Origin of the sequence: Winogradskyella sp. (assembly GCF_028289625.1) — a bacterium.
Lineage (GTDB): Bacteria > Bacteroidota > Bacteroidia > Flavobacteriales > Flavobacteriaceae > Winogradskyella.
Window position 1 is genome coordinate 29,151 of the sequence record NZ_JANQOM010000091.1, and the last position, 23,413, is coordinate 52,563.

21 protein-coding genes and 1 pseudogene are annotated in these 23,413 nt (G+C 33.9%); 6 read left to right on the top strand and 16 right to left on the bottom strand.

The window, feature by feature from the left end:
- Window positions 1-51 precede the first annotated feature (51 nt).
- The 3 genes from Q0992_RS16695 to recQ form a co-directional block, all read right to left on the bottom strand.
- Window positions 52-1,521, bottom strand: coding sequence for a hypothetical protein (locus Q0992_RS16695; RefSeq protein ID WP_299527037.1), 1,470 nt, complete (start codon window positions 1,519-1,521; stop codon window positions 52-54).
- A gap of 160 nt (window positions 1,522-1,681) precedes the next feature.
- Window positions 1,682-2,470 carry a hypothetical protein gene (locus Q0992_RS16700; RefSeq protein WP_299527039.1) on the bottom strand — a complete coding sequence of 263 codons (789 nt, stop codon included), beginning with the start codon at window positions 2,468-2,470 and terminating at the stop codon, window positions 1,682-1,684.
- A gap of 91 nt (window positions 2,471-2,561) precedes the next feature.
- The gene (gene recQ, locus Q0992_RS16705) at window positions 2,562-4,763 is read right to left on the bottom strand and encodes a DNA helicase RecQ (RefSeq protein WP_299527040.1); all 2,202 of its coding nucleotides are present in this window, start codon (window positions 4,761-4,763) and stop codon (window positions 2,562-2,564) included.
- 166 nt (window positions 4,764-4,929) lie between these two features.
- On the opposite strand from recQ, the gene Q0992_RS16710 reads away from it, so the two are divergent.
- The 4 genes from Q0992_RS16710 to lptB all read left to right on the top strand — a co-directional run bounded on the left by Q0992_RS16710 (window position 4,930) and on the right by lptB (window position 7,873).
- Complete coding sequence (locus tag Q0992_RS16710; protein WP_299527042.1) at window positions 4,930-5,895, top strand: SIS domain-containing protein; 966 nt, start codon at window positions 4,930-4,932, stop codon at window positions 5,893-5,895.
- Complete coding sequence (gene tatC / locus Q0992_RS16715; protein WP_299527044.1) at window positions 5,895-6,719, top strand: twin-arginine translocase subunit TatC; 825 nt, start codon at window positions 5,895-5,897, stop codon at window positions 6,717-6,719. Before Q0992_RS16710 ends, tatC begins: the two co-directional genes overlap by 1 nt.
- Window positions 6,712-7,059 carry a carboxymuconolactone decarboxylase family protein gene (locus Q0992_RS16720; RefSeq protein WP_299527046.1) on the top strand — a complete coding sequence of 116 codons (348 nt, stop codon included), beginning with the start codon at window positions 6,712-6,714 and terminating at the stop codon, window positions 7,057-7,059. Before tatC ends, Q0992_RS16720 begins: the two co-directional genes overlap by 8 nt.
- A gap of 73 nt (window positions 7,060-7,132) precedes the next feature.
- Window positions 7,133-7,873 (top strand): LPS export ABC transporter ATP-binding protein, encoded by a 741-nt coding sequence (lptB, locus tag Q0992_RS16725; protein WP_299527048.1) that lies wholly within the window; start codon window positions 7,133-7,135, stop codon window positions 7,871-7,873.
- A 1-nt stretch (window position 7,874) separates the two neighbouring features.
- Here the strand turns inward: lptB and Q0992_RS16730 are convergent, their stop codons facing one another.
- Together Q0992_RS16730 and Q0992_RS16735 are read right to left on the bottom strand one after the other, a co-directional pair.
- Complete coding sequence (locus tag Q0992_RS16730; RefSeq protein WP_299527050.1) at window positions 7,875-8,174, bottom strand: hypothetical protein; 300 nt, start codon at window positions 8,172-8,174, stop codon at window positions 7,875-7,877.
- A 159-nt stretch (window positions 8,175-8,333) separates the two neighbouring features.
- Entirely contained in the window at window positions 8,334-9,092 is a 759-nt protein-coding gene (locus tag Q0992_RS16735; protein WP_299527052.1) for a CDP-alcohol phosphatidyltransferase family protein, read from the bottom strand.
- A 143-nt stretch (window positions 9,093-9,235) separates the two neighbouring features.
- Between Q0992_RS16735 and Q0992_RS16740 the strand changes: the two genes are divergently transcribed.
- Window positions 9,236-10,306, top strand: coding sequence for a PorV/PorQ family protein (locus Q0992_RS16740; RefSeq protein WP_299527053.1), 1,071 nt, complete (start codon window positions 9,236-9,238; stop codon window positions 10,304-10,306).
- An 8-nt stretch (window positions 10,307-10,314) separates the two neighbouring features.
- Entirely contained in the window at window positions 10,315-11,484 is a 1,170-nt protein-coding gene (locus Q0992_RS16745; RefSeq protein ID WP_299527055.1) for a DUF4105 domain-containing protein, read from the top strand.
- 7 nt (window positions 11,485-11,491) lie between these two features.
- Here the strand turns inward: Q0992_RS16745 and Q0992_RS16750 are convergent, their stop codons facing one another.
- The 11 genes and pseudogenes from Q0992_RS16750 to Q0992_RS16800 form a co-directional block, all read right to left on the bottom strand.
- Complete coding sequence (locus Q0992_RS16750; protein WP_299527057.1) at window positions 11,492-12,886, bottom strand: sugar transferase; 1,395 nt, start codon at window positions 12,884-12,886, stop codon at window positions 11,492-11,494.
- A gap of 55 nt (window positions 12,887-12,941) precedes the next feature.
- Entirely contained in the window at window positions 12,942-13,949 is a 1,008-nt protein-coding gene (locus Q0992_RS16755) for a glycosyltransferase family 4 protein (RefSeq protein WP_299527059.1), read from the bottom strand.
- Window positions 13,903-15,258, bottom strand: a complete 1,356-nt coding sequence (locus tag Q0992_RS16760) for an O-antigen ligase (protein WP_299527061.1) — start codon at window positions 15,256-15,258, stop codon at window positions 13,903-13,905. The genes Q0992_RS16755 and Q0992_RS16760 overlap by 47 nt, the downstream gene beginning before the upstream one ends.
- Window positions 15,259-15,270: 12 nt before the next feature.
- Window positions 15,271-16,350, bottom strand: coding sequence for a glycosyltransferase (locus Q0992_RS16765; protein WP_299527063.1), 1,080 nt, complete (start codon window positions 16,348-16,350; stop codon window positions 15,271-15,273).
- Window positions 16,347-17,483 carry a glycosyltransferase gene (locus Q0992_RS16770; RefSeq protein WP_299527065.1) on the bottom strand — a complete coding sequence of 379 codons (1,137 nt, stop codon included), beginning with the start codon at window positions 17,481-17,483 and terminating at the stop codon, window positions 16,347-16,349. Before Q0992_RS16770 ends, Q0992_RS16765 begins: the two co-directional genes overlap by 4 nt.
- Before the next feature lie 7 nt (window positions 17,484-17,490).
- Window positions 17,491-18,642 carry a glycosyltransferase family 4 protein gene (locus Q0992_RS16775; protein WP_299527067.1) on the bottom strand — a complete coding sequence of 384 codons (1,152 nt, stop codon included), beginning with the start codon at window positions 18,640-18,642 and terminating at the stop codon, window positions 17,491-17,493.
- Complete coding sequence (locus Q0992_RS16780) at window positions 18,642-20,027, bottom strand: hypothetical protein (protein WP_299527069.1); 1,386 nt, start codon at window positions 20,025-20,027, stop codon at window positions 18,642-18,644. The genes Q0992_RS16775 and Q0992_RS16780 overlap by 1 nt, the downstream gene beginning before the upstream one ends.
- A complete protein-coding gene (neuC, locus tag Q0992_RS16785; RefSeq protein ID WP_299527070.1) occupies window positions 20,020-21,150 on the bottom strand; it encodes a UDP-N-acetylglucosamine 2-epimerase in 1,131 nt (376 codons plus the stop codon). Before neuC ends, Q0992_RS16780 begins: the two co-directional genes overlap by 8 nt.
- Window positions 21,143-22,186, bottom strand: coding sequence for an N-acetylneuraminate synthase family protein (locus tag Q0992_RS16790; protein WP_299527072.1), 1,044 nt, complete (start codon window positions 22,184-22,186; stop codon window positions 21,143-21,145). The genes neuC and Q0992_RS16790 overlap by 8 nt, the downstream gene beginning before the upstream one ends.
- A 3-nt stretch (window positions 22,187-22,189) precedes the next feature.
- Window positions 22,190-22,993, bottom strand: a complete 804-nt coding sequence (locus Q0992_RS16795) for a sulfotransferase (protein ID WP_299527073.1) — start codon at window positions 22,991-22,993, stop codon at window positions 22,190-22,192.
- A 40-nt stretch (window positions 22,994-23,033) separates the two neighbouring features.
- A pseudogene (locus Q0992_RS16800) lies at window positions 23,034-23,413 on the bottom strand (acylneuraminate cytidylyltransferase family protein); the annotation flags it as partial.

Genomic DNA, 23,413 nt, shown 5'->3' on the forward strand with positions numbered 1-23,413 from the left:
CCGATAGGAATTTCCGAGCAATGAACTATACACGTTGTTGGCAACAGTACTTTACGGATTCATATTTATAAATAAGTGATAAACTTCAATGTTTTTCAAACTTCTATAATGATTCATTTTCGCAACTTTAAGGTTAGAATACTCTTCAATTCCGATTTCTGTTTCTAAACTTAAATGTTGATACTGTCCAAAGTCAATTTGCGTAATGTAATTCAAATATTTATTCCAAGTATCTTCAAAGCTTTTAGTCTCGCAATAAGAAATAACAAATAGAGGACTTATTCCAATCGGTTCATTTCTGAAAATTTTCACTAAATGTTCTTTGATTATAGTGTCAGACGATTCATCTTTAGGAATTGATTTTATTCGTAAACATTCTATTGCAGATAAATGATTGCCATCTTCGTTTTCAATTATTAAATCTCGAAATGCTATTCCGGAGGTATTACTCTCAGCCTTTGGGTCAGTTGTTCCACCCATTGATTGGTCTTTAATACTCCATTTTCTATTATTAATTCGGTGCTTTAGAAAATCTCTTAAAATAATATTGTATTTATTTTCACTTTGAGCTTTTTTGTATTCAAATACATTATCTAAAAAGGTCAAACAAACACTTGTAATTGAATTTAATAAAAAGTCTTTCTCTTCATTATTTAATTTTTCTCTCTTCTCGTTTATCCATTCATAAATTAACTTTTCGTAGAGCTTATGGTCAGTTCTTGTGAAATTTTCTAATTGAGGTAGTATTCTATACTCAATGTGATTAACGAATAAGTACTTGTCTTTTTTGAAAGAATTATAATGAAATTCTAAATAGGATTTTATATCGCCTCTCGGTTTTATTTTATACATCGACCAAGTGAAGTCATTATGATATCTATCCAAAAGACGTTCTATATTACCAAATTCTTCTGAAATATGTTCAGAGTCTTTGTATTTATCTAATTCGCTATACCAATCCTCGTGTAAATTTTTAACTTGAAATTTTCTTAACTTATATTTTGGATGACTTTGAACATTATAGAAGCCTGGAATATTATCGGATTCAATAAATTCTTTGTCAATTAGCTCTAACTCGTCTAAAATCGAGTAGTGAGGTGAATTTTTATCGATTGGCTCAATAGCTATCATTATTGAAATAAATTTTTCGGCTTCTTCATAGATTCCTGTAAGCAATCCAATTCTTTCAAAATCTATGTCGCTATCATCTCCTCCAGATGATGCTTCGTGTCTTATCATTATGTGATGAGCTTCGTTTACAGCATCATCTTTGACCTTATAAAACCAATGTATTAATTCATCTTTAGAAAATGTAACTTTTTTAACTTCGTCTAACATTTTCTGCAACTGAATTTTACCTTTTTTCTGATTTTCATAAATACGATTGAAATAAATATCTCTATCTATAATATTTATGTGTCTTAATGGTAAAATGTTCGTAAAAGAATATTCCGATTTTTCTTCGAGCAATGAAATGTCCGTAGTTTCTCTTAAATATATTTTCTTTTCTCTTGGTTTCACGGTTTCATTCGTATTGTTGCCAACGGTCTAGGCTATGAGTAGTTGCGTGGGTTAGCATTTAACTTTGCAAGTACACACCAAACTGAAAATCTGCGAGGATTTTCAGAAGTAGGCAAGAAAAAGCAATTATTTATAGCCATTGTTAGCACCTGTTATTTATTTAATAATACTTTATAATTCTTTCTTTTTTAGTCAATCCGTTTTCAGAGATTATCCAATTCTTTTGAAAGTCTAATTTATATTCAAAACTTAAGCTTTCTTTCAATTCTCCATTATAAAACTTTTCTTTTCTCTTTAAATTTCCTAAACTGTCGTGATAGAAAATTTCTTTTGTCTCTCGAGCAGGAAATAAATATTTTTTCGTCAAAACCTTTTTATTTTCTTCAGGAATAATTTTCAATTCAGTTATTTTTTCTGGTGAACTACTTTTAAAAAACTCCTTAGTAAGAGTTAGATTTTCATTGGGATATTCATATTTCCAACTCCTAAATCCATCTGTCTCAACATATCCAAATTTCTTTTCTATCATTTTTCCAGCACTATCCACTTTGAATTCCGTAATTGATTGAAGTTTATTTAGGTAATATTCCTCCTTTTTTACAAGTCCAAGACTATTGTAGTAATATTTACTTGAGAAAGTCGAATCTCCGTCAGTAACAATTTGTTCTTTTACCAATCTGTTTTTATTGTCATATTCTTGATATCTAATAATTGAAGATAAATTAGGTTCGAAATATGTTTCTTTTTTTTCAATTATTCCACTTTCTGTATAAAACTCAAGCATTCTTGATTTTAAAGTGTCATTTTCAAAAGTTTTAGTTTCTATGCTTTTTACATTACCAAATAATTTACTTTCAATAAATTCCGCTTTCTTATTTTCAGATATTTCATTGCAGGAATAAAACAAACCAAATAGAAGCAAAATTATTATTGATGTACTCGATTTCATAATTGGTGCTAACTCGTTATATGTTTACCAATAGGAATCATATTAGTAACTATTTTCTGGATAATAGGAATTTTAATGTAGATTGGAATCCTTAATTCGCCACCTCACTCATAAATTTAATACGGTATAAGCGTAGCTCCTCGTCCTCGTAGTCGCCATCAAATTCTTCGATAGCATCCGAGATTTTATCGCTATCCGATTCCATAAAGTAATCGTGAATTTCTTCCTGCTGGTCTTCATCCAGAATTTCATCTATCCAGTAATTGATATTGAGCTTGGTACCAGAATAGACAATAGATTCCATTTCTTTAATGAAGTCTGGCATTTCAATGCCTTTGGCTGAGGCAATATCATCGAGCGGTAATTTTCTATCCACATTCTGGATAATGTAGAGCTTTAATCCAGAGTTAGAACCTGTAGATTTCACGACCAAATCATCGGGTCGCACGATATCGTGTTCTTCTACATAATCGGCAATTAAAGCCACAAAGTCCTTACCATATTTTTTGGCCTTACTTTCCCCAACACCATGCACATTGGACATTTCTTCTAAAGTGGTTGGATATTTTAAAGCCATATCCTCTAAAGATGGATCTTGAAAAATCACAAAAGGCGGTACTCCCAAACGTTTGGCATTGCGCTTACGCAAATCCTTGAGCATGGTCATTAAACGCTCATCGGCTGCACCACCTCCACCTTTAGCGTTGGTAATGATGCCATTGTTAGACCCCTCATCATAGACATGGTCTTCGGCCATCATAAAGGACTTCGGTTGTTTAATAAAGGTTTTACCTGCATCACTTAATCGCAATACACCATAAGTTTCAATATCTTTTTTTAGATACCCAGCAACAATCACCTGACGGATTAAGGCCATCCAATGTCGGGCCTCTTTGTCTTTACCGATACCAAAAAACGGTAAGGTATCGGTTTTATGGGACGCTATCAAAGCATTAGACTTACCAATAATCACTTGTACCAAGTCTTTGGATTTATACTTTTCATTAGTGTTTTGAACCGCATCTAAGAGTATTTTAACATCATCCTGAGCTTCAACTTGTTTTTTGGAGTTTCGGACATTATCATCCATATCGCCTCCTTCACCAGTGTCATTATCGAACTCCTCACCAAAATAATGTAGAATGAATTTTCTTCTCGAGATAGACGTCTCCGCAAAAGCAACGACTTCCTGCAATAAGGCGTGACCTATTTCTTGTTCAGCTACAGGTTTGCCAGACATAAACTTTTCTAACTTCTCAATATCCTTATAGGCATAAAATGCCAAACAATGCCCTTCACCACCATCGCGACCTGCCCTTCCTGTTTCTTGATAATAGCTTTCGATACTCTTTGGAATATCGTGATGAATCACAAAACGTACGTCTGGTTTATCAATACCCATTCCGAAAGCAATGGTTGCCACCACCACATCAGTGTCTTCCATCAAAAACATATCTTGATGCTTCACTCTGGTTTTGGCATCCAAACCGGCATGATAGGGCACCGCTTTTATGCCATTGACCTGAAGCACTTGTGCCAACTCTTCAACACGCTTTCTACTCAAACAATACACAATACCAGATTTGCCCTCGTGCTGTTTGACGAAACGAATAATATCCGCATCGACATTCTTGGTCTTTGGTCGTACTTCATAAAACAAATTCGGTCTATTAAACGATGCCTTGAAGGTTACGGCATCAGTCATGCCCAAACTCTTCAGGATATCTTCTTGTACTTTTGGTGTGGCGGTTGCCGTAAGCCCGATTATTGGAATATCATCACCGATACGTTTTATGATATGGCGTAGGTTTCTATATTCCGGTCTAAAATCGTGTCCCCATTCACTGATACAGTGCGCTTCGTCGACTGCCATAAACGAGATTTTAACGGACCGTAAAAAGTCAACATATTCTTCTTTGGTCAATGACTCTGGTGCGACATAAAGCAACTTCGTGATGCCATTGGTAATATCGTCTTTTACACGCTTAACTTCTGTTTTATTTAATGACGAATTTAAAACATGGGCTATACCCTCGTTTTCAGACACTGCTCTTATAGCATCCACCTGATTTTTCATTAAAGCTATCAACGGAGATACTACAATGGCTGTTCCGTCCTTAATTAAGGCTGGCAATTGGTAGCATAATGATTTACCACCACCTGTAGGCATAATAACAAAGGTATTATTACCCTCAACAACATTCTTTATGACCTCTTCTTGTAGCCCTTTGAATCCAGAAAAACCAAAGTATTTTTTTAAAGCGAAGTGTAAATCAATTTCTGCAATACTCATTAATCCCTATAGTATTTTATATACATTTATTCAGTAACCTGTTGGTTAGCAAAAATATTTCTTCAATCGGTGTTTCAGAAGCATCGAATGAAAAAATTCATGTACTTTTGCATAACCTTAAAGATAACAATTTCTTTAAATAAAAAAACACTCAAAAAAATTAGTTTTGAACACAGTGTCTTCTATTTTAAGCCTTGCCAAAAGTACTATTGAGTTAGAAAGCAAAGCAATCTCCAACTTGTCGAAATTACTTACAGATGACTTCGCAAATGCGGTTAAATTAATCTATAATTCTAAGGGTCGTGTTATAATTACAGGTATTGGCAAAAGTGCGATTATCGCTAATAAAATTGTGGCTACCTTAAATTCTACAGGTACACCAGCCATTTTTATGCATGCTGCTGATGCCATTCATGGTGACTTGGGTCTAATCCTTAAGGACGATGTGGTGATTTGCATTTCGAAAAGTGGAAATACTCCAGAAATTAAAGTTTTGGTACCACTTATTAAGAATGCCAAGAACAAAATGATAGCGATTACTGGGAATAAAGATTCTTTTTTAGGGCAGCAAGCCGATTTTGTCCTAAACGCTTTTGTAGCTCAGGAAGCCTGTCCGAATAACTTAGCCCCTACCACAAGTACTACGGCACAATTGGTTATTGGTGATGCTTTAGCGGTTTGTTTATTAGAAATAAGAGGCTTTTCTAGCAAGGATTTCGCAAAATACCATCCTGGTGGCGCTTTAGGTAAACGTCTTTATCTAAGGGTAAATGATTTGTCTTCGCAAAACATGAAACCACAAGTTGGTTTGGAAGCTGGCTTAAAAGAGGTTATCGTTGAGATTACGGAAAAAATGCTTGGTGTTACTGCAGTTATTGATAATGATGAAATTGTAGGCATCATTACAGATGGTGATTTAAGACGAATGCTCACTAAAAGTGATGATATTACCCAAATTAAAGCCAAGGATATTATGGGCACTAATCCAAGACGTATCGCTGAAGACGCCATGGCTGTCGATGCTATGGAACTCATGGAAGAGTTTGGCATTTCTCAGCTACTTGTTGAGAAAAATGGAAAGTACGCAGGAGTTGTGCATCTTCATGATTTAATTAAAGAAGGCATTATCTAATGGCGAAGAAGAATATTGACGAGATGTCTTTTCTAGACCATCTTGAAGATTTAAGATGGCACTTAATAAGAGCGACTATAGCAATATTTTTAGTTGCCATTATAGCGTTTTGCTTTCCTTATTTTTTATTTGATGTTATTATTTTGGCGCCAACAGAGATGACATTTCCCACTTATGAGGGCTTATGTAAAATGTCTATGAGCCTAGGTATAGAAGATACTACATTTTGTGCTGATAAATTTCCTTTCGATTTACAAAGTCGCCAAGTAGGATCCCAATTTGCGGCTCGCATATGGACATCGATTTATGCTGGTTTTGTTATTGCTTTTCCATATGTTTTATATCAACTTTGGAGCTTTATTAGTCCTGGCCTAATGCCAGAAGAACGTAAATACTCAAAAGGCTTCATTATTATCTCATCTTTATTATTTTTTATTGGCGTTTTATTCGGTTACTATGTTATTACACCTTTAACCATAAATTTCTTAGCTAATGAAAGTATTTCTGTTAAAATCCATAATGATTTTGATTTTGGTTCTGTAATATCTGTAGTACGTTCATCTTCATTAGCATCTGGTATTGTATTTCAACTACCTATAGTGGTCTACTTTTTAACAAAAGTGGGCATAGTAACACCACAATTTTTAAGAAAATACAGAAAGTATGCTTTAGTGCTTGTACTCATCTTATCTGCCATTATAACACCGCCAGATATTACAAGTCAAGTTATTGTAGCAATACCAATACTGGTCTTATACCAAGTGAGTATTTATATTTCGGCAATTGTCGTTAGAAACCAAAACAGAAAGAAAAGACATGTCTGATATCGTTAAAGAATTCAACGAATATCGTTCAAAAATGAACGAGAAAATATTAGCGGATAACAACAAAATTGTAAAGCGTATTTTTAATCTAGATACCAACGCCTTTACAGAAGGTGCCTTGGATAAGAAAACTAAAGAATTGCTTGGTTTGGTAGCATCGACCGTTTTAAGATGTGATGATTGTGTAAAATACCACTTAGAAGCTTCTTACAACGAAGGTTTAACCAAAGCCGAAGTGAGTGAAGCCTTGGGCATCGCAACATTGATAGGTGGCACCATTGTCATCCCACATTTAAGGCGTGCCCATGAGTATTGGGAGGCGCTTGAAAATCAAGGTTAAACTTTTAATAAAACGCAACCCTGTTTAATCGAATCTATATGATTTTACTATTTTTAGCGTTTTAAGTCAACTTATGAAGTTACGTGCCGAAAATTTAATGAAGTCCTATAGTGGACGGAAAGTAGTTAAGGATGTTTCCCTTGAGGTTAATCAAGGAGAAATTGTGGGTTTACTCGGACCTAATGGTGCTGGAAAAACAACCTGTTTTTATATGATTGTTGGCATTATTAAACCTAATGGTGGTAACATCTTTTTAGACAACACCAACATTACCAAATACCCAATGTATAAACGTGCCCAGAATGGTATCGGTTATTTGGCCCAGGAAGCTTCGGTATTTAGAAAATTGAGCATTGAAGACAATATTTTGAGTGTGTTGCAGTTGACCAAATTGAGCAAAAAGCAACAGCATGAAAAAATGGAGTCGCTAATTGAGGAATTTGGCCTAGGCCATATTAGAACCAACCGTGGTGATTTACTCTCTGGTGGTGAACGACGTCGTACAGAAATTGCTCGTGCCCTCGCCACAGACCCTAACTTTATTTTATTGGATGAGCCCTTTGCTGGAGTCGATCCTGTTGCTGTAGAGGATATTCAACGTATTGTAGCCAAACTCACCAAAAAAAATATAGGTATTCTTATTACCGACCATAATGTACAAGAAACCTTAGCCATTACAGATCGAACTTATTTGATGTTCGAAGGCGGTATCCTTAAAGCAGGTGTACCCGAAGAACTCGCCAGTGATGAAATGGTACGTAAAGTCTATCTAGGACAGAACTTTGAGCTTCGTAAAAAGAAATTGGAATTCTAAGTTATTTCATCTTTTTCAGTACTCTTTTAAGCGTAAGCCATCCCAAGTACAAAACAGAAGATTGAATAAATAGATTCATTAACCAATAGATCGCTCTTATGAAAATGCTTTCCCTGACATAGAATGGTAAATTCTCGTTTATGAGGTTTATAGGAAAGCTGAAAATCAGTATTACTTTATCGGTAATTTCATTAACACTACTACTAGTATTTAGCTTTGCATCCATAAATACAATCAAAAATTGGATGACCAATAATATCAAAAAAACAATGACGAAGGATTTTGATTTAAACTTTTTCATTTTATATGATTTCTTCTTTAGTTAATTTCTTTTGATAACATACTTGCACAATATCTATAACTACTAAAACGGCAATTATAAAATAGCATATTCTCTTACGTATTGCATAATCTCATTAGCTAGCAATACCATATTCCGTGTACTGTTTTAAAGGGGCTGTTAATTAATATTTTTTCTATCTAATAACGATAAGATAATGTATAGCAAGATAATAAGCGGTATAGCCGCAAATTTTAAAACGATAATTGTCACCACGCTTAAAATCAAAAATATATAGCGCATGGCATTCTCCTTAAAGCTCCAATCCTTAAACTTCAATGCAAATAATTTGATACTAGAATTGAGCAAGTAACAACTTAAAAGCGTCAATGTTATTAAAAACCATTTATTGATGATTATGGAGTTCATTAAATCATTATTCTGATATTCTAAAATCAATGGAAGCGATAAGATGAGTAAGGTATTTGCAGGTACTGGTAAACCTTTAAAAAAGGTTTGCTGGTCTTCATCTAAATTGAACTTTGCCAATCTGTAAGCAGAAGCCAATGGAATTAATAAGCCTATTAATGGTAAAACAGACATTTTAAACCCTTGCCAATGAAAAACTGAGTTCCAACTATCAGAATGCGATGCAAAGTCTGGACTATCCACAGTAAGCGATATTAACTTAAACATAATAATTCCTGGCACTACTCCACTTGTCACTAAATCCGCTAAAGAATCCAACTGTATCCCTAAAACACTCTGTACATTAAGCTTGCGTGCTAACAAACCATCAAAGAAGTCGAAGAATATGCCCAAAAAAACAAAAAATGCTGCTACGACAAAGTTTCCGTAAACAGCAAAAATGAGCGCAATACAACCCGAAAACAGATTAAGAAGTGTAACCATATTGGGTATGTGTCGCTTAAAACTCATCAGTTCTATTTTTGTAAAAATAAAAAAGTATTTGGGCTTCACTTATTATTTTTGTTGAATTGCAAATATTTTAGAACAATAAGTAGCCACTTTTGCAGTTAAATACATAGAAAAATTGTGCATCTTTGTAAAAAATTTTGCTGTTGAAAAATTACATAGTAATTCTCTTAACACTTTTTACGCTAATAGCTTCGGCTCAAACCACCAGAAAATATTCCAATGAATTTATGAATATAGGTGTAGATGCTGCTGCGCTTGGCATGAGTAATGCTGTAGTATCCCAAACTGCAGATGTCAATTCTGGGTATTGGAATCCGGCTGGATTGGTACACCTTGAAGATAACCAGCTTGCCCTCATGCACTCGAGTTATTTTGCAAATATTGCTAACTATAACTACATCGCTTATGGTATGCCCTTAGATGACCGAAGTGCTGTAGGGATTTCGATTATAAGATTTGGTGTTGATGATATCCTAGATACCACACAGTTAATTGATGATGAAGGCAATATAAATTACGACCGAATCAGTACCTTTTCTACTGCGGATTATGGACTAACATTCTCTTATGCCAGAAAACTACCTTTGGATGGTTTGAATTTTGGTGTCAATGCTAAAGTTATAAGACGGATCATCGGGGATTTTGCATCCTCTTGGGGATTTGGCCTAGATGCAGGCATTCAGTTTGAAAATAAATCGGGTTGGAAATTTGGCCTTATGGCTAGGGATATCACAACGACCTACAATGCTTGGTCCATAGATGAAGAAAATTTTGAACGAATAAGCGGTGCTATTGAAGGGCAAAACCAAGAATTACCTGAAACTACTGAGATTACAATTCCTAAGCTAGAATTAGGGATGTCTAAGCAATGGATTTTCCACTATGATTACTCATTTACCGCTGCCGCTAATCTCAATGTCCGTTTTGAAGAAAATAACGATATTATCTCTACGTCTTTTGCGAGTATAAATCCTGCTTTGGGTTTCGAATTTGGATATACGGATTTGGTTTTTCTCAGAGGTGGTGTTGGTAATTTTCAAAATGAGTTGCAAATCGACAACTCTGAAGACTTAACATTCCAACCAAATTTTGGAGTTGGATTTAAGTACAAAGGCATACAAATCGATTATGCTTTTACGGACATTGGTGACCAGAGTGCTGCCTTATATTCTAATGTTTTCTCTTTAAAAATAGATTTTAGTATTTTTAGATAGCCAAGCCTATGAAACTAAAACTATTACTCTTTACCTTATTACTTGTCTCGTTTTTAGGTTTTGGCCAACGGTTTTCTTTAACCAAAAATGCTAAAGTGTCTGTTCTGACCTTTGGTCCTGGCACATCACTAAATGATGCCTTTGGACATAATGCCTTCCGAATTAAAGATGATAGTAAAAGAATCGATTTGGTATATGGTTATGGCGAATATGATTTTGAGGCACCAAACTTCTACCTAAAATTTGCAAGGGGTAAATTGAACTATATGATAAGTAGGCATCGTTTTACCGATATTTTTTATCATTACTCAAAACATAATAGAAGTATCGAAGAGCAGGTCTTAAACCTTACTTTTGAAGAAAAACAACAACTTTTTGATTTTTTGGAAGATAACTATAAGCCTGAAAACCGAAAATATCTTTATGACTTTTTCTATGATAACTGTGCTACGAGAATAAGGGATGTTTCTGATATAGTAACCAAAAACAAAATTACATTTGAATTACCTGAAGGTATTGAGCAAAAAACCTTTAGGCAGCTTATCTATGAGCACTTAAATCGCAATTCTTGGGGAAGTTTGGGGATTGATATAGCTTTAGGTTCTGTCATCGATAAGAATGCAACTGCCAATGAATATATGTTCTTACCAAAATATATTCATTCATTCTTTAGTACAGCAAAACTTGATACTACTAAAAATCTAGTAAAAAGCGCATCAACACTATTTGAAAAAAAATCTGCTAAAAATTCAACGAATATCTTTTTCAGTCCATTAATTATCATTGGTTTAATAGCTATAGTGATAATTTATATTACTTACATGAATTATAAATCAAAAACACGTAGTAAATGGCTTGATATCCTACTTTTTGGAATTACTGGACTCATAGGAGTTTTCCTTTTGCTTCTATGGTTTGCAACAGACCATACAGCAACTGGTTATAATTATAATCTACTTTGGGCTTTTCCATTAAACCTAGTGCTAATTTATCAATTTAAAAACGATAAGGTTAAAAATTGGGTAAAAGGCTTTTTAAAGTTTTTGATTATACTGCTTTGTTTAATGACACTACATTGGTTGATTGGTGTACAAGTCTTTGCGATTACCCTAATTCCTTTATTGCTAGCACTATTAATGCGCTATATATTTTTACTGAATTTTTTTAGTAAAAGTTGAAAATATTCTACTGTCCTCTGTAGTATAAAATTGTGCTAAGTGTTTTAATTATAATATTAAAGTCTAGAAATATGCTCCTATGTTTAATATAGTATAAATCGTATTGTAACTTGGTTAGACTGTCTTGTATTGAAGAGCCGTATCTGGTATTTACCTGCGCCCAACCTGTAAGACCAGGTTTAATGATATGTCGTGTTTCGTAAAAAGGGATTATACGCGACAATTCATTCACAAAAAATGGCCGTTCTGGTCTTGGGCCTATAATACTCATTTCCCCTTTTAAAACATTAAAAAACTGAGGGATTTCATCTAAACGAGACCGCCTTAAAAACATGCCAAATGATGTAATACGCCTATCATTTCTTTGCGCCCACTTAACACCATCTTTTTCTGCATTCACAATCATGGTCCTTAGCTTAAGAATCCTAAATGGTCTACTATTTCTACCAACACGTTCTTGGGAGTAAAATAATGGGCCTTTGTTTCCTATACTATTACCTAATGCAATAAATGGTAAAAGTGCTAAGCCAAATAATAGTCCTATGATAGAAATAACTATATCAAAGGCACGTTGAAAGAAAATATATAATTTGTTTTCATTACTCCTACTGAAAGGAAAATATTTATAAAAATCCTTGCCGACAAATTGTATTGGTACTTTATGGAGAAGCTCTTCGTAAACCTGTGTGTACTCCCTTATTTTAAAACCGCGTTCTAATAGCAAAATTAAATCATGGTAAACTTCTGCAATTATAGCTTCAGTGTTAAAGCTCGCTACTAAAACTTCTGAGATTCGCTCTTTTTCAATTGTATCAAGGAAGTCTTTTGCTTCAAATTCCTTAAGACCCTTAAACTTCACGGATTCTGGAGTCGATTCTTCACTATTAATAAAACCTACTATTTTATAATTTGGATCAGAAATCTTAAGTGCATTTACTAAACCGTCAATATTTGAAACTTCACCTACTAATAGAACACGTTTGTAGAACCTAGGTGTCTCAATAAGATTGATATATAGAAAGCGCCACAATAAAATAGATAAAATTATTGCCACATAGACATATACTATTTGTATACGTTCTTCAGGTAAGTAAGGTGATAAAATTGGAGTTAAAAGATAAAACAATACCACTGTTGATGTGGTTATAACTATATTTCTAAAAGTTGTATCGAACTTACTTGCTTTTTGAAGGTCATAAAGTTCGAATATAGAGCCAAAAATTATAACATATACTCCCAGTAATACTAATGCTACAATGTTTTCTTCGTTGAATAAAATATAATCAAACTTTGGATACAGATTTAAGCTATAAATAGCTAAACAAACCATAACCAAATCCATAATTCTCAATAGAACCTTCCGTTCAGAGACTTCAAAGTGTATACCCTTTTTATGTTTCATCTACAAAATTGGTTACCATGTAAAGATAATAAGTACAATTTAGTTTAATATCAATTTAAGACAAAAGCGTTTCCCATTTAGATTTGACCACTTTCCAATCGAATTGCTCTGCTTTTTTTCTGGCATTTGTTACTAATTTGTCTTTTAAGCTTTCATTTTTCTTTAATTTAACAATTGCTTTTACCGTGGCCTCCACATCATTAGCTGGCACCAATATTCCGTCGATATTATCAGAAATCAAATACGGTATTCCACCAACATTTGTAGATACTATTGGCAAGCCTAGTGCCATAGCTTCAATAATACTTACAGGCATGTTATCAAAATTAGTTGTGTTTATAAACACATTATGAGACACTGATAAGCTTATCCAATCTTTTCTTTCTAATAGACCAGTAAAATTCACATCTAAATTATAGGCTTTCGTCAAAGTCTTAGCTTTATTTAAAGATCCATCCACCTCAGGACCAACCATAGTTAAAGAAGCATTATATCCAAGGTCTGTGAGTGTCTTAAGCACATGTATTGCGAGTTGGGGGTTGTAAATATTTGAAAATGAACGCACCCATAACATCTTAATGTCCTCTATTTTTCTATTTAAAAATGGATAGTTTTCTAAGTCAATGAAATTAGGTATAAACTCAATATTTGTATGACCATACGTGCGAAATATATCCTCCATATAACGTGACGGTGTAATTAATTGATACGCATTATTAAAAATTAAGCCTGACATTTTTTGATTATTTTTTAATCGACTTTCAAGATTACCTCCATGTAGAATTGGGATATATTTTAGTTTAAAAACTCTACATAATTGACTTATAATTAATGCGTAATAAAAATTTGATGTACTGTAGGTATCAATTAAAACAAAATCCGTTTGAGTTCGCTTTCGGATCACTAGTATCATCATATCCAATAATCTGAGTAGCTTATTGGTTTTTTTTGAAGCTATCATAACACTACAAAAAGCCTCAAGGCGTTCGCCCAAGGTCTCGATTGTGGTTTTCGTTCTACCCTTGCCTGATAACGCGTTTCCTATGTAAAGGACGTTTTTCATAAGTAATATTTAATAAGGCTAAAGCATAAATAAAACCTGGTGCAGCAATCCGCATGGCTGAGTGATTTATTGTAGCAAACCAGAAAATCAAAAATGCATAAAACAAATAGTTTCGTGTATTATTTATTCGGTAAGCTAAGGGTGTTATTAGCAATATGAGTAGCATTATGACCCCTAAAATGCCATGTTCTGAAATCATTCTACTCAACTCACTGTGTGTCGCAATAGTTTCCCCAGTAATTGCCTTACGCCGTTCTTTCATGACGCTAGCTCCAACACCAAATATAGGCTCGCTATAAAATCCTTCCAATTCACTCTTAAAAATTTCTACTCTTCCCGCCGAGACATCTTCCTTAACTCGACCACTAGCATCTTGGTTAGAATAACGCTTGTCAATTAATCCACTTGTTTGACTTGAACTTACAAGCCATATAACTGAAGACGCAAAAAGTAACATCACAAAATATAAACTAATCCTTCTTTTGCTTTTTAAACTTGTCTTTAGATAAAATATACCTAAAAAGCCGATAATCATCAATATTGCAGTTAAAACTCCCCCACGACTAAAGGTTATAATGGCGCGATAACTTATGAGGCCAAATAAAAGAATGTTAATGCCTTTTATCACCGTACTCTTAGAACTCAGGAAAAAATTAACACAAAACACAAACATTCCCAATCCTAGAACAGTAGAAACCTGATTGGGTCCAAATCCACCTGAAGCTGCAAAATTTGATTGTGTCCCTTTAAATATTTCTTCCAATCTCACAGTATAGAGAAATAGATACGTTGTAAGACTAATTATTGGTAAACCGAGATGAAGAATTACACTTTTTAGCTGGGGATGGTTTAGTCTCTTATTAAAACAATATAATGCCGATATCCCTAAACAGGCCGGACCACTTAATACAAAGGCAACATTTTTCCTGAGATTAGCGTCAATACCAGTATTTAATGAGGCCACTAAAATGGATGGTATTAATAAAAATAAAAAAATCATATATGGATATGACCTATTGGATAAGCCATTGTAGGTCATTCCGATTACCATAAACAAAATTACCAAATACTTGGAAGACTCATAGAATACTCCTGCTCCGGTCATTCTAAACAATACTTCAACTCCGACAATGTAAGCACTAGCCTGTAAAATTGTAGTCGTCTTATCGCTTTGAGCAGCATTAAAAATTGATATCAAGAAATAAGCGATGACCCCAAAATAAAACAAACGTGGAAAAAAGTCTAGATTATATAATAAGAGTCCTAGAATTATATGAATGGTAATTTTATGAATATAGCTTAGATTCAAAATGCTAGACTGTTATAAGGATTTATAAATTTCTAATACTTCATTAAGAATTGCCTCTTCAGAGTATTCCTTGATGACTTTCTGATTAAATGCCTTAGCACAAGATAATCTATAATCTTTATCATTGATATAGCTTTCTAACCCTTTTACAAACTGACTAACATTGCCTGAGTCTACCAATATGCCATATGTACTGTTTTTAATAAGTTCCCCACAGTTTCCAACATTGGTTGTTATTACTGCTAATTCTGAAAACCCATATTCTAATATTGCTAAAGGTAAACCTTCAGATTTTGAGGATAGCGCACCGATTTGGCATTGTTTCATAATATTTAAAACATCAGATTTACTATTGTAGAAATAAACGGAATTCTGCAACCCAAGATTGTCGACCAATTTAAAAAATTCACTAGAATACGCATCCTTAAAATCTTTACCTACGCAATGCAAGGACCATTCGGGATAATCTTGATGAATCTGTTTAAAAGCCTTTAAAAGTAGTGGATGATCTTTTTGTCGACGCAGATTTGCTAGGCATAAAATACGTTTTCCATTCGTGCCTTTTAATATAGTCTTATTGGTGTTAGCTCTAGTTAGAACTGAAAAATTCTTTATAAAAGTTACACTTTTACACTTCAATTCTTTTTCTGACCAACGTTTTAATTTTTCATTTACGCTAAAAATAAAAGCAAACCATCGTGAGAAAACTCGTAACATACGTTTTGGTCGATCTTCTAATAATTCGCTATTGCCATAATGATCATGCCAAATAATTTTAACCTTTGGCACAAAGATTTTCACTAAAATTGAAATGAAATACGATGTTGCATGAGCGTGAATGATATCTATTTTATTTTGCTTTACAAATTGTTTTAATTTTAAAATTGCTTGAAAATCAAATGTTGATCTCCTCTTTAAATACATATAGCCCACCTTATCATGTATGGATTGTCGTAAGGGTCCCTCGTCTCTCGTTGTACACAGGAAAGAGGTAACGCCTAACTTGATTAAACCATTGGCGTAATTTACAGCCAATCGTTCGGCTCCGCCAGCCTGTAAAGTATCTATTATTTGCATCACCCTCAATGTCATACTTCTAATACTTGTCTCACACCTTCTTCAAAAGAATCTAGTGTAAATTGTTGTGCCCAATTCTGAGCTTTAAAAGCAACTGAATTTAGATGAGAATTGCCTCTTTTCAATTCTTCTTCTATTTTGGCCACAGCACTATTCAATTCAGATGCTATTAAAATACCTCTTTTCCCGTTATCTAACATCCAGGGGATACATGAAACCGCTGTTGCGACAGGGATTACTCCGAAGAACATGCCTTCTGCTAAAGCTTTGGGCCAGCCCTCACTCTTAGATGGAAGAATTGTAAAGTGTGCTTTTTTTATTTCTTCTTTAATATCATTAAACGGTTTATTACCGTGTAAAAAAATAGCCGATGTCAATTTTTTTGATGTTATATAGTCTTGCAAAGGCTGGTATAACTTACCATATCCATACATATGTAACTCAACTTCTAGATGATTTTTAAGCAGTTGCTCAACGATTTGAATAACTAGTAAGGGTTGTTTACCTTCTACTAATGCGCCTAGGTAAATGAATTTTAAAGCTGAACTATAATCCTTATTGAGAAAATCAATTTTGTCAACTTCATTAAATGAGGCTGTAAAAAACGGCAAAACATTGTGTGATTGTTTTTGCCATTCACCATAAACCAGCACCTTCATGTTTTTTGATAGTGATGTATTACTAAATAGCCATTTTTGGAACCTATAACCAAACGGTTGTCTGCTCTTCGGATCCCAATTTCCAGCATACTTTACCGTCTTTTTTTTGGATGGAAAGAAGATTTGTAAGACACTAGCAATGGCTGCAACATTACTTGGTGACCTAAAATGAAGATGATTAGACTTGCGCATCGCCGAAATCATTTTTAAAGCGATAGCAGGCAATTTTATTCCTAATTTAAAAAGGTTAGTTATAGATTTTATATTAAAATGCGGAATAGACTTAAACTCAATATTGTGGTGTAAATACGCTAAATCAATCGCCTCAATAACATTGTCATCAGATTTTGGCGCAACGATAATGACTTTATCAAAATAACGCGTCCAAATATTTATTTCTTTAACATATGGACCATAACCATAAAATTTTCCGTCTTTATTTTTATGCTCTACAAGTGTGAAAATTGCTATGGTTCTAATTTGTTTCAAATGATGATTACTTTATAATAGACTCGTAAAAATTTAAATTTTGTAAAGTAATGGTCTGGTTATTAAAATTCTTCATTACAAATTTATAGCCCTCAAAAGCGATTTTTTCACTTTCTGACTTATTATTAAGTGCCCAAATAATTTTATCTGCAATATCCTCAGGATTATAAGGGTTACATAGTAAACCTGTTTTGCCATGGGTAATTGTTTCTGGACCTGGACCCTTGTCTGAAAAAATTACTAACCGTTGCATGGCCATAGCTTCAGGTGCCACTAAACCTTGAGTTTCCATCAGTGAAGGAAATATACAAATCTGAGCTTTCGCATAGGCTTTTGCTAACTTAGCTAAAGGAACGACTCCCATAAATTTAATCTGTCTTTCATCCAAACTTTGCGGCTTCATAATATCATGCTTCACATAATCAATGTATGACCTTCCATCTTTTAATTTCCAATCTCTACCGTAGAGATACAATTTTACATTAGGATTGTACTTTAATACCTTTGGCATGGCTTTAACTAATTGCCCTACCCCTTTCTTTTCGCAAACGGTTCCAGCAAATAGGAGTGAATGGTTTTCAATTTCCACATTCGTTTTTGGCTGAAACACATCAAGGTTAACAGCGTTTTTAATGGTTACAACTAGCTTATTATCATAGCTCAGATATTGCTCTGTGTGCGTTTTTACATAATCTGAAACTGCTATGAAGGCATCTGCTTTTTTAAAAGATCTTTTTTCTTGAAATCCTTTCCACTTATTAATACCTCGTTCTTCAGATTCTGCAAAAAAATGGTGGCCACCGTGTAACCGAATTATATATTTAATGTTTTTTAGTTTTCTGGTGAATGCTAATCCTAGTTCTGACGATTCAACTATATCAATAGGTGAGTTGGCATTAATCTTCTTAATTTTGTTATTAATGCTATTCGTATTAAAAAACCAAGTAAGGCCTTTTATACGTTTCGGTTTTAAACGATAAACTGTTACGCCTAAATCATGTTCAACCTCGTTTTGCAAGGTATAATTATTAATTCCTACTACCGAAACCTCGTGCCCTTTTTCTACAAGCTGCCTTGAAAATGTTTTAACAAAGGTACCAATCCCACCATGTGAAAATCCAGTTTTGGGATACTCGTGTGTTATAAAACAAATATGCATTATTCAATAGTTTTAGCTATATTTTTAGAGCTCTGATCTAATGGATGTAAAACGACCTTTTCCATCCATATCTTTTTGTCCTTGGCAACACTATTCGGATTCTTTAGAACCATGGACACAACGGTATCTATATCGGATTTACTATTTATCCAACCCACTGCATCTAAGCCAGCCATACTTCTAAAATGCTGAAAATTATAAATAATTTTAGTACTCCATTCAGATTCTTTAGATGGGTTATAATTAAGATATAAACATGGTTTACCATGGGTTGTAAAATCATGTGCCATAGTACTTCCTAAATTAATAACTAATGCACAATGACGCACTAAATTTACCTGCATATCGATATCATCATACATCGGAAAAAAACCTTCCCAACCAGTTTGAGCTTGGGCATTCCAAATTGGATTTATGGAAACTACAACGTCTTTATGCTTTTTTAAAACCTCATCATATCTATCAGAAAAATCTACAGGACAACGTCTAAAGATGACTTGGATGTTATCCTTCATTCTATTTAAGGAGTCTAATACATGGTCCAAAAATAACTGATCATGTGGGGAGGTCGTCATATCATCGCCACTGAAACAAATCCATGTTTTGTTGACGTTTAGCTGATACTTTGAGGCAAATTCTGATCGCTCTATAATTCTGCTTTTATCCAGATAAAATTCAAATTGTGGTGTTCCTACTAATAGCACATTGCTCTGAGGTATTTCTGGATAATAGGCTTTCATTTCGTCCTGCATCCATTCTGACCAAACCAAGTAGTTATCTGTCTTTACTGCCAATCGTGCTTTTGATAGGTTATCCCATGAAAAAATAGCTGTATAGGTCCTAATATTTAAGGTTTTGGCTGCCAAACATATAGGCATTAGTCCTGGCACACGCTGATGAGTAATAAAAATAGATGTTGGCTCGAGTAACTCTAAATCTTTGATATATTTCTGAATGAGACTTTTTGAAATATTGTTTCTGCTTTTAGATTCAAACTTTAAAATTTTTTGATAGTTATTTGAAATAAGCTTACCCAATAACTCCGCTAATCGATACAATAGCTTAACCTTGACACTATAGTTTGGACGCCTCCAATTGGTCATTATGGTATCGTTTTTCATCAATTTACTATTATGTACCAAGCGCGCATAGGTGGTTGCTTCTCTATACAGTCTAGTTCTAAAATTCTCGGGCTTAAATTGAAGATGCTTATACCCGAACTTTATATTGTGAAGTTGCACTACATTTTCAAAAGCATCTTTTGGCAAAGGAGACCAAATGGTAATTTTACAGTTGTTTTTTAAATGCTTAATAATATCAGAGTACAAGTAATTTTTTATGCCGACACCATCTGGAACCAAAAATAAAACGTGCTTTTTAGGCATCTTTAAATTGCTTTTGATGGTTAACATTCCATATCGTACTCGATTCTAGACTTTCTATAAATAGCGCCGCGCTATTTCCATTTCCAAAAGTTTTACTCTTATCTAAAGTAAGTGTTTCAGCAGTTTTAATAGCCTCGCTAATATCCTTTTTCTCACATGAAATATTTATAATTTCTGAACCAATTACCCTATTCATTTGGCGATTACCAATATTTATAGTGGGTATGCCATAATATGGCGCTTCTCGCACACCTGCACTACTATTTCCAATTATAAATTCCGAGTTTTTCAAAAGCGTCAAGAAATATTCAAACCGTATCGAGGGGAATATTTTAAATCTTGAGTTTGTATTTAGTTTTTGAAAGGCCTTAAGAATACGTTTACTGCCTAAGTCATTATTAGGATAAATGACCACATAATTTTTTCCACTTTGAATAAGGCTTTCCACCAATTTAGTGGCATTCTCATAAATAGAGTCTAGCTCTGTAGTGACAGGATGGTACATTACTAAGGCAAAGCTCTCATAAGGTATTTCGTAATACTCTTTTACCTCAGCTAAATCTGGTAATTTATCTGAAAACATAATATCCACATCTGGTGAACCAATCGTATAAATGGTAGCTTCCAATTCACCCATTTGAATTAAGCGTTTCTTAGCTTCATCATTTGAGGTATAATGCAGATGACTTAATTTAGAAACTGAATGTCTAATAAGTTCGTCAATAGTTCCTGAGAGCTCACCACCTTCTATATGCGCGACAAGAATATTATTAAGGCTTCCGACTATCGCTCCGGCTAAAGCTTCTACGCGATCACCATGCACAACTATTAAATCTGGATTAATAGATTTAACATAGGCTGAGAATCCATTAATCGTTTTAGCCAAGGTTAAATCCATTGTTGCTTCGTCTGTATGATTATGAAATGTCTCAACATGTTGAAATCCACAACGCTCCACCTCTATTAAAGTATAGCCATACTCGTCCATTAAGTGCATACCAGTGACAAAAATAAAAGGCTCAAATTCCGTATGCTTTTCCAAACTTTGGATTAAGGCTTTTATCTTCCCAAAATCGGCACGTGTCCCGGTTAAAAAAACTATGTTGCGCTTTTTGTTATTCAAAATCCGTATAGTCTAAATGTTCCCCTTCAGGAATATGGCGTAATGCTGTTTTTCCTAAAAGGTTATTATAATGTTCTGCTAATATCTTACCTGTTCCGGGTCGCTTTACCCAAATATTATCTTTTGAAAGTAATTCTCCCTTTTTTATATCCGTGATGGAACATACGGTTGCAAAAGCAAAATCTATGGTGACTTGCTCTTCTTTAGCGGGTGCTTTGGTACCACCACGCATGGACCAAATTTCACGGCTCCCATTTATAAGTTCAGTACAGGCATCTTCATCCATACTGCATACAATATCTGGACCTTGTCTATTCATATGGTCAGTAAAGTGGCGTTCTAAAATTGAAGCACCTAGGGCCACAGCACCTAGACATGCATTGTTATTTAATGTATGGTCACTGAGACCAAATACATGATCTGGAAAAGCCTTGTGCAATTCCATCATTGCTCCATAACGCACTAAGTGTGAAGGTGTAGGATATAAATTTGTAGTGTGTAATAATGCAACAGGGGTTTGATGTTTTTTAAATATGTCCACGGCTTTACTAACACTTTCAATGGTGTTCATACCTGTACTCATTATTACTGGTTTACCGAACTTTGCAATATGTTCTAACAAAGGGTAATTATTGCATTCACCAGAACCTATTTTATAAGCAGGTACATCAAATTTATTGAGACGCTCTGAAGCTGCTCTTGAAAATGGTGTAGATATAAAAATCATACCCTTATCTTCTACATAATTCTTCAGTGCCAGTTCATCAGCTTCATTTAGTGCGCAACGTTCCATAATATCATAAATGGAAACATCTGCATTACCAGGAATGACAGCCTTTGCAGCCTTGCTCATTTCATCCTCTACAATATGTGTTTGATGTTTTACCATTTCAGCACCCGCTCTTTTTGCGGCATCTACCATTTCTTTTGCAACTTGTAATGACCCTTCGTGGTTAATACCAATTTCGGCAATAACTAAAGGCGGGTAATCACGTCCTATTTTTCGATCTGATATTTGGATGTAGGGTGCTGACATTAATTAAATATAATTTAATGATTTTAGACTTTCGTTCATAATTGAAGTCAGTTGGGATTTTAACTTCTTTTCGATTTTATCTATTTTAAAGTTTGTACTCTTAATTTTAGAAAAATCATATGCACAAGGATGTTCTACATTAGCAAATTTTAATAGTCCATTGATCTCTTTTTCTGGGTTAAGGGTAAGTGCCTCATAACTTAATGTATATTGATCTTCTTTTTCGACCGTTGTTAAAAAAGTATTTATAACAACAATTGAGGCATTGTAATACTTTGCACATTCTAAAATAAAATGATCCTCGGTAAAAGCATTTTGATATTCCTTTACTCTAAAATATTCCTTTTTACACCAAGATCTTGAAACCGCATAACCATTTCTATATAAATGAACATATCTTGCCTTTGGGTATAATTTCTTTATTTCAGGAAGTAAAAAGGTGATGGCTGGGCTCTTTAAAAAAAATACTTTATCGTTTTTTAATATTTTACTATCCATCATTAACCGTAATTTGGCTCTATAAAAAGGGGTCCACTGCTCTAAACTTTTTTGAGCGGTAAGCTCAAAATTTATTAAATCTGAATATATAGGATTTTGCTTTTTCCCCTCATCATTAGCCGCCATTAAAAACCAATCGTACTGTTCTTGTTGATCTATTTGTATCCCTGGATTAGTCATTAAAATATCAACTAATAAGGTGCTACCACATCTTCCTGTACCTAATATGAATATGGGATTCTGTCTTTTATTAATAATCCGATAGAAGAAACTTCTAAATATCACCTTAATTTTATTTGAAATTTTCATTATTTTATCTGATCTGATTTAAAAGATTGAATAATTCTTTTCATAACAACGAATTACCACTTGAACTAAGTAGATATTCAGCATATTTTAAATCTTCAAAAGTATCAATGTCAATCTGGGCAAATTTATGATCGACAATTAACGGAAAAGACATTTGGTCGAATATTATTCCTTTTTTTATGATATCCGCTTTAGTAATGTATATTAATCCATTTTCGAAATACAAGGGCTCTATATCTTGGCTGCGTTGACCAATGTCATAATTGAAAGGTTGAAATGTATTGTTCTTAATTTTTCCTAATTTCTTATGATACTTAGTAACCGTAAAGAGACTTTGTGAATTATTATCCATAAAAATTTTATAAGCTTCTTCCAAAAGCAATTTTGGGCGTAAAGGGTTGGTTGGTTGCAATAAAACGA

What these genes read in the sequence shown, in the direction of transcription:
- Q0992_RS16745 (WP_299527055.1), top strand. Translation starts at nt 10,315, where the DNA reads ATGAAACTAAAACTATTACTCTTTACCTTATTACTTGTCTCGTTTTTA.
- Q0992_RS16790 (WP_299527072.1), bottom strand. Translation starts at nt 22,186, where the DNA reads ATGTCAGCACCCTACATCCAAATATCAGATCGAAAAATAGGACGTGAT.
- recQ (WP_299527040.1), bottom strand. Translation starts at nt 4,763, where the DNA reads ATGAGTATTGCAGAAATTGATTTACACTTCGCTTTAAAAAAATACTTT.
- Q0992_RS16755 (WP_299527059.1), bottom strand. Translation starts at nt 13,949, where the DNA reads ATGAAAAACGTCCTTTACATAGGAAACGCGTTATCAGGCAAGGGTAGA.
- Q0992_RS16775 (WP_299527067.1), bottom strand. Translation starts at nt 18,642, where the DNA reads ATGCATATTTGTTTTATAACACACGAGTATCCCAAAACTGGATTTTCA.
- tatC (WP_299527044.1), top strand. Translation starts at nt 5,895, where the DNA reads ATGGCGAAGAAGAATATTGACGAGATGTCTTTTCTAGACCATCTTGAA.
- Q0992_RS16735 (WP_299527052.1), bottom strand. Translation starts at nt 9,092, where the DNA reads ATGAGTTTTAAGCGACACATACCCAATATGGTTACACTTCTTAATCTG.
- Q0992_RS16780 (WP_299527069.1), bottom strand. Translation starts at nt 20,027, where the DNA reads ATGCCTAAAAAGCACGTTTTATTTTTGGTTCCAGATGGTGTCGGCATA.
- Q0992_RS16750 (WP_299527057.1), bottom strand. Translation starts at nt 12,886, where the DNA reads ATGAAACATAAAAAGGGTATACACTTTGAAGTCTCTGAACGGAAGGTT.
- Q0992_RS16765 (WP_299527063.1), bottom strand. Translation starts at nt 16,350, where the DNA reads ATGACATTGAGGGTGATGCAAATAATAGATACTTTACAGGCTGGCGGA.
- Q0992_RS16795 (WP_299527073.1), bottom strand. Translation starts at nt 22,993, where the DNA reads ATGAAAATTTCAAATAAAATTAAGGTGATATTTAGAAGTTTCTTCTAT.
- Q0992_RS16720 (WP_299527046.1), top strand. Translation starts at nt 6,712, where the DNA reads ATGTCTGATATCGTTAAAGAATTCAACGAATATCGTTCAAAAATGAAC.
- Q0992_RS16730 (WP_299527050.1), bottom strand. Translation starts at nt 8,174, where the DNA reads ATGAAAAAGTTTAAATCAAAATCCTTCGTCATTGTTTTTTTGATATTA.
- Q0992_RS16700 (WP_299527039.1), bottom strand. Translation starts at nt 2,470, where the DNA reads ATGAAATCGAGTACATCAATAATAATTTTGCTTCTATTTGGTTTGTTT.
- lptB (WP_299527048.1), top strand. Translation starts at nt 7,133, where the DNA reads ATGAAGTTACGTGCCGAAAATTTAATGAAGTCCTATAGTGGACGGAAA.